This is a genomic window from Enterococcus sp. GPZ-007 (assembly GCF_059374735.1).
This window is the reverse complement of sequence record NZ_JCAFYN010000017.1, coordinates 64,182-77,217: the sequence shown is the minus strand read 5'-3', so window position 1 is coordinate 77,217 and position 13,036 is coordinate 64,182. Positions and strand designations below refer to the sequence as shown.

11 protein-coding genes are annotated in these 13,036 nt (G+C 37.7%); 2 read left to right on the top strand and 9 right to left on the bottom strand.

From position 1 onward, the window contains the following. Window positions 1-63 precede the first annotated feature (63 nt). Entirely contained in the window at window positions 64-1,056 is a 993-nt protein-coding gene (locus AC4J95_RS10735; protein ID WP_270597963.1) for an alpha/beta hydrolase, read from the bottom strand. Window positions 1,057-1,062: 6 nt separating this feature from the next. Continuing rightward, window positions 1,063-1,428 (bottom strand): LPXTG cell wall anchor domain-containing protein, encoded by a 366-nt coding sequence (locus AC4J95_RS10730; protein ID WP_231453601.1) that lies wholly within the window; start codon window positions 1,426-1,428, stop codon window positions 1,063-1,065. 64 nt (window positions 1,429-1,492) lie between these two features. Here AC4J95_RS10730 and AC4J95_RS10725 point away from each other — a divergent pair, with 64 nt between their 5' ends. Next, entirely contained in the window at window positions 1,493-1,891 is a 399-nt protein-coding gene (locus AC4J95_RS10725; protein ID WP_494549878.1) for a helix-turn-helix transcriptional regulator, read from the top strand. A 255-nt stretch (window positions 1,892-2,146) separates the two neighbouring features. Here the strand turns inward: AC4J95_RS10725 and AC4J95_RS10720 are convergent, their stop codons facing one another. Both AC4J95_RS10720 and AC4J95_RS10715 read right to left on the bottom strand, forming a co-directional pair. Next, the gene (locus AC4J95_RS10720; protein WP_154066626.1) at window positions 2,147-2,542 is read right to left on the bottom strand and encodes a DUF4430 domain-containing protein; all 396 of its coding nucleotides are present in this window, start codon (window positions 2,540-2,542) and stop codon (window positions 2,147-2,149) included. Between the two features lie 148 nt (window positions 2,543-2,690). Beyond that, the gene (locus AC4J95_RS10715) at window positions 2,691-5,168 is read right to left on the bottom strand and encodes a vitamin B12-dependent ribonucleotide reductase (RefSeq protein WP_494549877.1); all 2,478 of its coding nucleotides are present in this window, start codon (window positions 5,166-5,168) and stop codon (window positions 2,691-2,693) included. 145 nt (window positions 5,169-5,313) lie between these two features. Between AC4J95_RS10715 and AC4J95_RS10710 the strand changes: the two genes are divergently transcribed. Beyond that, window positions 5,314-5,853, top strand: a complete 540-nt coding sequence (locus tag AC4J95_RS10710; RefSeq protein ID WP_118341331.1) for a cobalamin ECF transporter — start codon at window positions 5,314-5,316, stop codon at window positions 5,851-5,853. A 257-nt stretch (window positions 5,854-6,110) separates the two neighbouring features. On the opposite strand, the gene AC4J95_RS10705 is transcribed toward AC4J95_RS10710, so the two are convergent. From AC4J95_RS10705 to AC4J95_RS10685, 5 genes are read right to left on the bottom strand one after another with little or no spacing between them, the layout of a single operon-like run. Continuing rightward, window positions 6,111-7,022 (bottom strand): conjugal transfer protein, encoded by a 912-nt coding sequence (locus AC4J95_RS10705; RefSeq protein WP_494549876.1) that lies wholly within the window; start codon window positions 7,020-7,022, stop codon window positions 6,111-6,113. Between the two features lie 18 nt (window positions 7,023-7,040). Continuing rightward, entirely contained in the window at window positions 7,041-8,045 is a 1,005-nt protein-coding gene (locus AC4J95_RS10700) for a bifunctional lytic transglycosylase/C40 family peptidase (RefSeq protein WP_494549875.1), read from the bottom strand. Beyond that, a complete protein-coding gene (locus AC4J95_RS10695; RefSeq protein WP_494549874.1) occupies window positions 8,042-10,165 on the bottom strand; it encodes an FUSC family protein in 2,124 nt (707 codons plus the stop codon). Before AC4J95_RS10695 ends, AC4J95_RS10700 begins: the two co-directional genes overlap by 4 nt. 4 nt (window positions 10,166-10,169) lie before the next feature. Then, window positions 10,170-12,617 (bottom strand): conjugal transfer ATPase TcpF, encoded by a 2,448-nt coding sequence (tcpF, locus tag AC4J95_RS10690; RefSeq protein WP_494549873.1) that lies wholly within the window; start codon window positions 12,615-12,617, stop codon window positions 10,170-10,172. Continuing rightward, window positions 12,604-12,993, bottom strand: coding sequence for a conjugal transfer protein (locus tag AC4J95_RS10685; protein WP_002297349.1), 390 nt, complete (start codon window positions 12,991-12,993; stop codon window positions 12,604-12,606). Before AC4J95_RS10685 ends, tcpF begins: the two co-directional genes overlap by 14 nt. Between the last annotated feature and the right edge of the window lie 43 nt (window positions 12,994-13,036).

Genomic DNA, 13,036 nt, shown 5'->3' with positions numbered 1-13,036 from the left:
AGTCCAGTCCTCTTTTGAGGGCTGGACTTTTAAATATCAAAAACTTCTCAATTTTTTATAAAGCTACTTATCTATGAAACCAACTAATTCTTTAAAAGTCTTTTCTGCTTCCGGATTATTAAAATCGAACTGATACTCATGACCTAGCTTTGATTCATCATAGGAAATCTTGGTTACGGATAAATTATCTCGTTTTAGAGCTTCAGCTGTCGTATTCATCTGCTTTGTGAATGTCTTTTGGTTACCATCAGTAAAAAAGAACTCTTGATGTAATTCTTTAGAATGTTTACTCAAAGATAAGTTTTTAACCTCTGACCTATTGGAAAAATTCTTATAACCAAAGTAAGCCCATCCACTCTGTTCAAATAAAAATCCTGAAATTGAATCATCAATTTCTGCAAACTTATCTGGTTCAAGCAGTCCTGAAAGTGATATAAACTTTTTGATTTGAACATTTTTCAATACTGGACTCAATTGATTTGTCTTTTGCAATTTTTTATTTGTTAAACTAATCAGATATTCACTTGCTATTTGTGCACCAGCTGAGTCACCGCCTAGATAAATATTATCCCAATCGATAGGATACTGACTCTTCTTTATCGCAGCAACTGCTTCATTTAACTGTCGTACAGGTACTGGATGACTGATATCAGGTGCAAGTGCATAGTTGACATTGACGATAATTATTTTTGCTTGCGCACTAAGCATTGTTAAATAGTCTTTACAATCTCTTTTATCACCACCAACATATGCACCCCCATGCATCCAGAACAAAATAGGAGCACTTTGATCTATTTCTTTCGGTACATAAACATCCATGTTATTATTCTTATTTTCTGAAGGATATTTTATATCACTTTCAATAGATACAGTTTCCTCACTTTCTTCAAAAAAGTCTGGCCGAGTATAAACTTGTGTCTGTTGGCTTGAATCAAATTGCTTACGAACTAGTAAACTAACAGGCTTAGGTGTTAATTGTACAATCAGAAAACCGGAAACGATGATTATCACTAAAAGAATTAGCAAACTTATAAGGATCCGTTTAAGCCATTTCATATCCGATCACCCTCTCCGCTTCCGCCAATAAACCATACCTAAAGCGATTGCAATGAGTCCAACTCCGACTACCATAATAACTGTAGATTTCTTTTCTCCTGTTTTAGGATAACTCTTTAATTTATGGTTGGCCTCTTTCTTGAATTGATTGTCTTCTTTTTTGAATTCAGCATCCATTGTGGTATTAGATGAGGAAGGTGGCTCTTCCGAATCTGTTGTTTCACTATAATTCGAGTTTCCATCATTATTGGATTCACTCGTCGTATCTGAAGTCTTGTTGTCCTCATTGGATTCATTTGTCGTATCCGAAGTCTGGTTATCATTGTTGGATTCACTTGTACTCGTATCATCTTTTTTATATCTATAAATCACAGTTGGAGTCTTTTCACTAAATGTTCCCTTTTCCTCTCCTTCAATTGAGACTGAAGCGGAATGTATGGCACATATTAAGGAATCATCTTTCTTATTTATGGAACTTATTCACAACTTTCCTTATTCTGAAATAAGTAGCTTGGTTAAAGATCTACTAAATTATATTGACACACATATTTATGAACGTATAACAATCAATGATTTAGCTCAATCAGTTCAAAAACATCCTACTCATATAAATTCTCAATTCAAAAAAGCTTTAGGACAAACCGTTCACACATACATTAATCAAAAAAAAATAGCCGAAGCCAAGTTTCTTTTGCTTTTCACAGACAAAAGCTATAAAGAGATAGCCACGTTGCTTCATTTCTCTAGTCAGAGTCACTTTATTCAAGTTTTTAAACGTTTTGAAAAAGAAACTCCTTCCGAATATAAGAATAAACATATCTATGACATTTTTTGAGAACTGACAATACACAACATATTTTCTTGAGAGAATCATTATATCAATTTATTCAATATTTTTTGACTAGCCCCCACTCTCTTCCTAGTCTTGTCATTTCCACTTATTGAATTTAAATAAGAAGAGATTACTCTGATGATCATTCAGAGTAATCCCTCCCAATAGTCAGCTTTAAAATTTTTATTTAAGACACGCAATAAACTAATACTAAAAAAGAACACGATACTCTTTTTTAGTACATATCGCTTTAGCAATTCAATAAGTGCTCAAATCGAACTCCACTTGATCTTTATTCTTCAATTTGATTTCATTTGCACCTTTTTCACCCATTTTTTCATTAATCGTAAATGTCCAGTATTTATTTGTACTTTCGTCTTGATCATGACCTTCAATCGATTGGATAAACCCATCCTTTTCTTCAACCTTAAAATTCTCCTTTAAAACTTGGAGTAAGGTTTCATCTGAGCTGTACTGCACTTCCTTTGAGGATATCATTTCCCCACTGTCCTTCAGCTCTATGCGAACGGTTGCACCAGCGGCTTGTTCACTAGAATCTTGTTTAACAATGGAATTAGTTGATTTAGTAGATTGACATCCAGTCAGAATAAATAGTCCAAGAAAAACTAACATTAATACCCGTTTCTTCTTCAAATAAAAGACTCCTCAGAAATAATTTTTTATTCATGATTTGCTAAAGAAATAAACACGTGATGCATCTATTCCTATTGATTTTTGTAATCATAATATAAAAGTCAATTGTTTCATTCCCGGGTCGTTAAAAGACAAGCATGCTTGTCTTTTACAAACCACATTTTAGTTGGACCTTACAGTGAGTACAGGTGCTGCATCCTCCGATTTCCTCTATTGTTCCTTCATGACAAATTGGGCAAATTTCGCCTACTTCATTACGGGTTAATTCTTCTATTTCCTCTTTTTCATCTATGTCAATATCAGAAAAATCATTGCCTTCAGCTTCTAGTGTCAATACTTGAGAGTCACGACTCCCATCAACATAAACAGTCCCGCCTTTTGCCCCACCGCGATATAAGTCTTCATACACCGAAGCTACTTGATCAACACGATAACCTTTAGGTGCATTCACTGTTTTTGAAATTGAACTATCCACCCAACGCTGAATGGTACATTGTACGCTAACATGAGCTTCCGGAGTTAAGTCCATAGAGGAGACAAAGAACTGCGGCAAATTTGTTGCATCCGTTTCTGGATGTTCAGCTAGATACTCATTTACAATTTCCGCGTGGACTTCAATAAATTTTCCTAATCGCCCACTTCTAAAATAAGAAAATGAAAAATAAGGTTCCAAGCCAGTTGAGACTCCAGCCATAGTCCCAGTTGAACCAGTTGGGGCAACGGTTAGTAAATGTGAGTTACGAATACCATGCTTTCTAATAGCTGCTCGCAAAGATTCCGGCATCTTTTTCAAATAGCCTGACTGGACGAATTGCTGGCGAAGAATTTGTGTTTCTTTTTCTGTCTGACCGGTTAAGAAAGGAAAGCTTCCTTTTTCTTTAGCAAGTTCAATCGAGGTTTGATATGCAACCGTCGCAATTTTTTCAAAAACCTGATCTACCAAATGATTCCCTTCTTCAGAACCATAAACTTTTTCACAATAAATTAGTAAATCAGCCAAGCCCATCACACCAAGCCCAATTCTACGTTCTCCTTTTGCCTGTTTTTCATTTTTCTCAAAAAAGTATGGGGTTGCATCAATTACGTTGTCCTGGAATCGGACACTAGTCCTCACAACATCCGCTAGTTTTTCAAAATCTACGGTCTTCTCCTCTTTATTTACTATATTTGCTAAATTAATGGCTGCTAAATTGCAAACAGCATAAGGCGTTAGTGGTTGTTCCCCACAAGGATTTGTAGCCACTACTTTCTGTCCATAGCCCTGCGCATTTGTCATTTCATTCGCATTATCAATAAAAAAGATTCCAGGTTCTGCAGAATATGTCGCACAATAAGTAATTAAATCCCAAAGTTCACGGGCTTCAATGGTCTGATAAACTTTTACTCTACGCCCTGTGTTTTCCCATTCGCGTACATCCCCAATCTCAGCCCAGTTTTCATCATAATCAGCCATCTCCGTAGCATTATACGATTCAACATCGGGAAAGCGTAACTCGTAGGTCTGATTAGCTTCCACTGCTTCCATGAATTCTTTGGTTAGGCATACAGAAATATTGGCACCTGTTAAAAAATTGGGGTCTTTTACACTATAGACTCCACCAGCCTGTAATTTTTGTTGCGCTTCTTTCCAGAATGAATCATCAGAAACGGCGTCTTGATCTTGCTGTACATAGTATTCTAACCATGCTTTTTCCGTTGGTGATAACGGAGTAAACACTAATTTCTCCTGGGCTAATTTTCGAATGGTTGTACTTTTACTTGTTCTAATCATGTTTCGTAAGATTGCCGGATTTTGAATTTTCGAAATAATGAATTCAAAAATATCTGGATGCCAGTCATTAAGCATAATCATTTGAGCACCTCTGCGACTCCCACCCTGCTCAACAAGATTTGTTAAGTTGGCTAAATCATTTAACCAAGAGACTGAACCTGAAGATCTTCCATTTACACCATGAACAATCGCTGCTTTAGGTCTGAGAGTTGAACCATTCGTTCCCACTCCCCCACCACGACTCATAATTTCCATTACTTCTTGTCGATGCTTAGCTAAGCCATTTCTTGAATCGTGTATAAATGGCATTACATAGCAATTAAAATAAGTAACTTCCGTATTCGTTCCAGCTCCATAAAGGACTCGACCTGCAGGAATTAAATTTTGTGCTACTAAGTGATGATAAAATGCTAAAAATGATTCTTCCGATTTTTCCTCATCAATTTTGGCAATCCCTTTAGCTACTCTATAAGCAATCTGCTCAAAATAGAGTTCTAATGGTTTTTCCACTTCGTTTATTTTTCGCATAACACAGCCTGATACTATTTCATCGGGATCTGACAAAGAGCTTTGGAATTCTTTCTCAACATGAATTATCACTTGATCTCTTTCAATTTTTTCAATACTCCCGATTCCTCTTGCAGGATATTGCGGATCAGGATGTGTCGTTAAGATGACAAGATCTCCAACTGCTAGGGTCTTTCCACCTATATCCTTAAATGCATACCTATCTAACATGATTAGACGAGAAATACCCTCAAAGGTTTGTTTCATTTCGGAAGTAACCCCGGTTACTTCTGGATAATGCAAAATATCTTGGTTCAATTTTTCTATATAACTAGTTGGATAATTCATCCACCATTACCACCTCTCTGAATAAAACACAATATATTGTGTTCGAATAGAATTATGGCACTATATACGGTGTATTTCAATCTTGAAATATATTTTATTTCTGATAGAATGAGAATGATTATCATTATCTATTAGGAGCCAACCAATGTCCAAACCAACTTCCCAATCGTTTCCCATAAGACGAGTAACACGACTCGCATTAATTAGTGCTACGTGCATCGTAGGACGATTACTCTTTACCTGGATTCCAAATGTTCAGCCTATGAGTGCTATTATTTTATTAATTGCTTTTTATGATACTTATTCAAATGCATTAATTGTTTCATCCCTGAGTTTGCTTGGAACAAATCTATACTTGGGATTAGGGAGTTGGACTATCGGCCAGTTTATTGCTTTTACTGGAATAATTACGATATTCCATTCTTTTAGTAACATTCCAATTATCCAAAAACACATAATTTTGCAGGCATGCGGGGTCTTTATTTGCGGACTTATTTATGGTCTAATTGTCTCCATTACGGAGACTTTCATCTACCAATTCCCCTATTTTTGGATGTATTATCTACAAGGAATCATCTTTGATTTGTTACACGGTATTGGGAATTTCATTTTTTATCTCTTAATTACTCCTATTGTCAGGCGAATTTATCATTTCCATAGCTTATCGAAAAAAACTCTAGTCTAGAGATTTATAGAATCTTGCCTTCAAATATGTCCAGTGCCATTATAAATTATCATAGCTTCATTCATCAGATTCGTATTACATTTGAATAGTAGTTACCTAAGTAGATTTAACATATTTAGATAACTTTTAAAATTTTAAATATTAAATCAAGAAAACCGCATCATTTATGATACGGTTTTCCGTGATTACTCTACAATACTGAAAGAATTTAATGCCAAATATACAAATTACTTTCATCTCTTGTATGCGACTCATTTTTATTTGAATCCCACGATTGTCCAATTCTCATTTTTCTGCAAACTTAATCTATATTGAAAAAAGTTGGTTGTTTTCGATAAATTATCAAGGTATTTTACATTTATTTTCGCTTGAATATTATTGCCATCTTTGAAGAAAACTGAGTTCACTAACTCCACAAATTTCAAATTTGCATTGATTGGTCGCATCGCATTATTTTCTACATAATACTCAAGTTCTTTTTCTGAAGCAGTTGGATAAAGCTTGAAAAAAGTCTCTAAAAACTCCGTAATTTCTTCCGTTGTTTTGATATCAATTTCTGAATCACCTTCTACTTGTTTTACCTCATACTCCGCTTTTTCTGGATTTGCAATCATGGTAGGCAAACTCGTCACAATATGATTCCCATTTTCATCTTCAAAGATTGTCACTCTATATGCAGATGAAATCGATTGTGCCTTTTTCCCTTCTGTAATCTTTTGATCCACTAAAAATGAAACGGTAAAATCTTCCGCGCCCTTTTCGACACCTAATACTTTTACTGACTGAACTTCAGAACTAGTAGGAATATCTACTCGAACCATATCTTGACTCAAAGTAAGACCTTCTTCTGTAAGGTACTGTCCAAGAGTACTCATTCTCTTTTCAATTACTTCTTTATTATTCTTCCATGAAAAATATTCTTTCGCAAAATCCTTCGTAAAACTTTCAACCCCAGAAGTATTCACTACCTTCTCTTTCACTACCACTTTTTCATGAGTCGTGTGCTGATCAATGGCGGTGAAGTTTTTGTAGATGCCAAAAACAAGGCTACAAGACAATAAAAGCCAAAGGGCAAGCACCATTTTTCGATGCTTGCCCACGGATACGACTCGTTCTTTCTTCTTTTTTGGAGTCTTTTCCTTTTGATTCCGTTCAATTTTTATCTTCATTATTTTTCCTCTTTTCTCTTATTTGTAGCGACCGGCTCCAATCAGATGTTGCTGCCAATAGCTTTCTGTTAGATTTGTCCAGCCCACTGGATTGCCCGCGTGAAACATCCGATTCTCTCCTGCATAAATGCCCACATGGGTCACATAAGTACCAGCATCATAAGTCGAATGAAAGAAAACTAAATCACCTGGTTTGGCATCTTTTAAATCAATATGAGTCATGGCATCATACTGATCCTGAGCCATCCGAGGAAGTTTCAGGTCAACTTTGGCATAACACCATTGGGTTAATCCACTACAATCAAAACCCGTTGTGGGGCTTGATCCACCAAACACATAGGCAGTTCCTTCATACTTAAACGCCTCGTCAAAAATCGCTTGGACGGTTTTATCATCAAACTGTGTCGTGTTCAGATATTGTTTCACCAACAAGCAATAAAACATATTGCCATAGTTATACCGCCACCCACCATTTTCCTTAATCGCTATTGGGTTGGGATAATCGACTTTTTGACCGCTCGATTTTTCCTTTGAAAAAGATTCAGCTAAAGCAAAACTGTGCTTCTTCCCGTTTTTCGCGACATGATCCAAATACCCACCGCCATAGTTATAGGCCTGAATGATACTATCTTGATCACACCCTAGTTCTTCGGAACGCTTAACCAAAGAAGCAAAATAGAGGCACCCTTGTTTGATAGATGCCTCGGTACTTAATGAATTCGGTGGCAACCCGGCTGACTCAGAACTTTGCATAACATCTTCCATTGTGCCACCAGATTCCACTTGGATAATCGCCAAAAGAATCGGAACGTAATCTGATATGTCCGATTCTTTGGCATACTTTTCAACCATTGAGCGGTGTTTCAAAACTTCTTCTGAGACACTACTTTCCCCAGGAGAAGCACCTGAACTCCCACTTCCTTCACTGTCTTCACCAAACAATAAACCCACACACATCAAGATTCCCATAAAGGTTATGCTCAGAATGGCTAGCGAAATTGTACTCAGCTTTTTAATGGTCATTTTTTCTCACCCGGCCTTGGTTTTGGATACTGATTCACACTTTTTTGTACCTTTCGATTGCCTGCTTTTGCAAGAATGGATTTCTTTTTTGCCTGTTGAATCGGAGTCATTTTTCTTACCGGTTGATTATTTTCTTTCGTACTCAATTGTTGATTCGAGAGTTTCCGTTTAATTTCTGGATTCGAGTTTCCTTTTACCAAACGTTTGGGAGATTTATTTTTTGGTACCTTATCCTTCTTAGTTTTGGTTTCCTCTTTTATCGGAACATTGCTTCTGCCTTTTCTCTGACGATTTGTTGTTTCGCCCAATACTTTCCGCTTTTCAGCCATTTTTGCATCTCTTCGTTGTCGCTGTTTGTCTCGTAATTCCGCTCGATCCGCTTTTTCTTGGACGAGGCCTCGTTTGAACTCACTAGGTGCTTTTTTCGTCTTTTCGATTCTGTTATGGAGATTGTATTTCAAATTCGTTGGCGTATTCTGTACCTGATCCTTTACCTGTTTCGTTTTATCTTTTACCAAATCCTGAGTATCCAGAAGCCTGCCAATTTTTCTTCCGGCCAAATTCATTCTAGATTGCTTTTGATTCTTTGAGGTTGAAGGATTCTTTTTTGACTCATTGATAGGCTCTGGATTATCCGATAGAGATGAATTCCTTCGTAGAGTAGGAGCCGAAGAGTTCAATCTAGGTTTTGATTGATCTTTTGATACCTTACTCCCAACAGCCGCCCCATCACCAAAAGCCAAAGTACGACCAACATTTCGATTAAGTTGTCGTAACTTTCGATTCATTAACATTTGCGGTTTTCGCATGACCCGTCTGCCCATTGACTGACTGTCATTGCTTTGGAGGTTGAACATACTCATAATGTCCCCTAATTTGGAATAAATACCAGCGAAGGTCACAATTTGTAAAAAAGCCACCATAAAGAAGGGATAGGTCACCGAAATATTGAAAAACATCGTGGAAATACTAAATGCAGTGGTAATCACCAACGTGACGCCGGCTCGCATCATAATTGTATTGAACAGTCGAATAATCGCCTTTTTTCCCAAACTTTCATAAGTGGGCAACATGGACAATAAAAAGCTAATTGGCAAAAACATCGCAAAGATAATAAACAGAATTTGCGAGAATAACATAATCCCTGTCAGGAGAAAGACAAAGAAAGAGATACCAATATTAAACAACACCAAAAAGACCACGGTCCCTAAGCGGTTCATGGTCTTCGTAATACTTAAATTCGCATTGTCATTGTCTTCAATCTCTGCCTTGACCGCTTCTTCCCGATCCTTGCCTTTGTTTTCATCTGGACTCACAGATAGAATCTTGTTGACCCGGTCTTCGCCAATTTCTTCTATATTGGAATCATCAAATTGCAAGAGTAACCAAGGTTGTTGGACTTGAATCGAAAACAAGCTGTCTCGAATCAAATCCACACTATCTTTTCCTTGGCTTTCTGAATTCGGTACGACAATCTCTGTTCCAAGGTTAAGAGCCGCTTCACTAACATCTGAGCTAAAGTCATTGATTTTTGTGATATAGGTAGGCGCATACGCAATGAATGAACCCGAAAGTAGAAAAATCATCACAAAATTAATGACAGCTCGAACTGCTTTGGTGGTTTCTCGTTTTAATAAGCCGGTATACGTCACATAAACTCCTAATGCCAAAATAATCAATAACAGAAATCCAAAGTAGAATCCCGAGGTCTGTAATCCATTTTCAGTAATACCAGCTAGCGTCTGAATATTCTTCCCAATACTTTCTGCCGTATCCGAAATGAAATCTAACTTATAGGCTTCTTGAACCACATAACCAGTGGCATTCGACAAATACAAACTTACGGTCCAAATAAAATTGGTAATGGCATAAAGACCATACATCACGCTCTTGCCTAGTCCATCCCCCCAATTCCAAGGCAGCCAATCCCAAGAGCTATCCACAAAGAAATCTAATTGATAATTGTTCAAGGAATATTGGGAGTAGAGATTTCCCGCTTCCACCGTATCATCGACTAATCCCGTTGCTTCTGCCACCGTTCCAATTAAACTCAGAAGAAGTAAAATAATGCAGAGGCTGATTGCGAGAATCCCAACAATCCGAAAAAGTTTCTTTTTCATCCCCTCACTCCATTCTCTCTTGAACCGGCGGACGGGTATCAAAGGCATGGAAGAGTTCTTCAAAGACTGGATGAACTTGGACCACACCTACGTGACCATACAAATCTTGCATCAAACACTGTCCATTTTCTAAATCTCGTAATCGTTTCTGATTGCTTTCATCCTCTTGATCTAATCCAAAAAAATCCAAAGTCTTCTTAATTTCATGAATATCAGTACTTCGAAAAGCAAACTTCAATCCGATATTATTCTTTAAGCGCTCATCCAGTAAGTCATCACTGTTTTGTGTGACAAAATAAACCCCGGCATTCATGGCCCGACCAGCACGAACTAATTTATTAGATAAGGTCTTTCCTTGAGCCACTTGAAGAAACGACCATGCTTCATCCAGATCCACAATCTTAAAGATTTCTCGGTTACTATGGATAAAATCCAAAGCAAAAGTGGAAATAACAATTAACATAGAAACACTAAGCAATTCCATGGTTGTGTATTCTTCAAAAGTGGTTTCCGCATCCGGTAAAACCAGATCCGCCACTTGAATGATATTCAACTGCTTGTCTAAACTAATCGATTGGGTAATCGAGCCGTCTGAGAAAAGCAAATGGGCAAAATCATAATCGGTAAAAGACTCGATATGATCCGCGATATTTTCCGCAACTGGCGAACCATCTTTACGCAATTCAACGATGACCTGTAGTAACCCTCGTTTATCACTTTGGGTTACCGTTCGAATGGCTTTGCGTAAAACGGGAAACTTCTCTCCATCTCGACTAGAAATTCCTGTTAAAAAAGTCAGGATGTCAATCGCCAAACTTTCAGAGTCTTTCTTTTTCTTCATAATCACATAGGGATCAAGCAGGCCTTGATTTTCTGGCTTACTGGTCAAGTTGAGGATATTGATTTCATCCGCAATTTCTGGCAAGGTTTCTTTCCAGCCCCCACGTTCTCCTTTTGGATCGACGATTACGGCTTGTCCACCGAATAAAACAGCATAATAAACCAAGAGATTGTTACTAAAGGACTTCCCCCCACCGAGTGAACCAAGGAAAGCAGCTGCTAGTGCATTGGTGACCGAACCTTTTACACCTTGTGATGCTAATGCCGGTTTCAGGTAAACATTGCGACCCGTATCCACGTTGTAACCAAAGTAAATTCCTTCCAATTCTCCTAACATTTGGGTTGCGCCAAAGCCAAGTCCCGCTAAAAAGTCAGACGTCACATACTGGATATAGTCATTCATATATCGTTTGCTTGAGGGTAAGAATTCTTCATGTAAACCCGTCATATCCCCAAAAGGCCGGACTAGTTTTACGTTGGTATCATCATAAAAATCCAAGACTTCGTCACAGCGGCGTTTTAGTTCATCTACTGATTCCGCACTCACTCGAACCACATAACTCAATTTGTACATGGATTCTTTTGACTGATCCAAGTTAGTTTCCAATTCGTCTACTGAATCCAGAGCATCTAAGACATTGGCATTCGTTTCATTGTCGGATTGATAGGCGTGGTTGTCTAAATCTTTCAGTTCCTTTTTCTTATTGCGAACGGTAGCTAAGGCCTTTTTATTCGACACGATCTCTACATTCATACTCGTGTCGATTGGAAAAGTGAACTGTTGTTGTTGGTAATAGAAAAGTTCTGAGGAAGGAAATTCCATCTCCCCTACGATCGTATTGATTGTTAGATACGCTACATAGGATTCATGATTTTCATGTTCTATGCGTAAGTACCGTGGTTTTTCTTCAATCAAACAACGAGTGGGACGTAACAAGTCGTAGCGTTTCACCAAAGTTTCCGACTTTAGCTTTTTCTTTGGCAATTGAAATTCATACTCTTCAAATGGTGTACCCTTTTCTCCATAGACATGTTCAATCAAATACGTCAGATTACTAGGAGTCATTCGTCTGACTTTAAATCGGCGAGCTAGTTTACTTTCCATTAGTTTTTCAAGCTTCGTATACCGGCGAATTTCTTCATTGGATAAGGAAACGAAATCCCCAATTAAATGATGATTCACTCCATAGACAAACTCTTGAAATCCGCAAAAGAAAGAGTTTTTGAGACTTTTTAGATTGACCTCTTCATCTGTCACAATCAGTTTGAAGCCAATAAAAAAGCGATAATCAATCTGACTATCGCCAATCATGGATACTAATGCATCTGTCTGTAAATCAATTCGCCGTTTCGCTACTTCTTTGAGTCTACCTGTAATTTCTTTTTTCGATCGTTCTTGCGTGGCGCGAACACTACTTTCTGTGGCAATTTGTAGCGCATGGATCTTGCCTTCACGATTCTGAGCAATCAATTGTCGAAAGTTATCGTGTACTTGATATTTCTGTTCAGGTGACAAAAAGGAGTAATTATAAGGCACTAGCTCATAGTAGGCGAAACATTCTCCCTCTTGGTTAAAGACAAGATTATTTTCGATATACTTAATCGGGTACATAGTTCACACTCCTCACTAAAGTGATGGGCTCGTCCCATCGTTTCTTCTGTTCTTTGACTTTCTTTCCTGCAAACGTGACCTTAAACCGCAAGTGATAACTGATAAAGGATCGTAGAAATCCCAATGGTTTCTTGCCGTCAAAGGTCTTTTGCGACATAAACCACGTGACCGCCACCGGTATGCCCAAGTATTTTAAAAAGGCCCCCTCTATCATAGATAGTGGAGGCACATGGGCAAATACGATAACAAACAGCAAGGACAACACGAACCAAGCCATCTGGTTAAAGGTCACAGGAAAAGGCAGCTGAAAGTCATTGATTGCGTAAATGACTTTTTCAACTGCCCAGATACTGGTATAGCTTTTTATTTTTTTCACTTCATAATTCCCTCCCAAATAAAAAGAAAGAAGGAAAAACTCC

Bases quoted from the DNA above. Each gene is read 5' to 3' on its own strand.
- AC4J95_RS10705 (WP_494549876.1), bottom strand. From the start codon at position 7,022: ATGAAGATAAAAATTGAACGGAATCAAAAGGAAAAGACTCCAAAAAAG.
- AC4J95_RS10715 (WP_494549877.1), bottom strand. From the start codon at position 5,168: ATGAATTATCCAACTAGTTATATAGAAAAATTGAACCAAGATATTTTG.
- AC4J95_RS10725 (WP_494549878.1), top strand. From the start codon at position 1,493: ATGGCACATATTAAGGAATCATCTTTCTTATTTATGGAACTTATTCAC.
- AC4J95_RS10710 (WP_118341331.1), top strand. From the start codon at position 5,314: ATGTCCAAACCAACTTCCCAATCGTTTCCCATAAGACGAGTAACACGA.
- AC4J95_RS10695 (WP_494549874.1), bottom strand. From the start codon at position 10,165: ATGAAAAAGAAACTTTTTCGGATTGTTGGGATTCTCGCAATCAGCCTC.
- AC4J95_RS10735 (WP_270597963.1), bottom strand. From the start codon at position 1,056: ATGAAATGGCTTAAACGGATCCTTATAAGTTTGCTAATTCTTTTAGTG.
- AC4J95_RS10700 (WP_494549875.1), bottom strand. From the start codon at position 8,045: ATGACCATTAAAAAGCTGAGTACAATTTCGCTAGCCATTCTGAGCATA.
- tcpF (WP_494549873.1), bottom strand. From the start codon at position 12,617: ATGTACCCGATTAAGTATATCGAAAATAATCTTGTCTTTAACCAAGAG.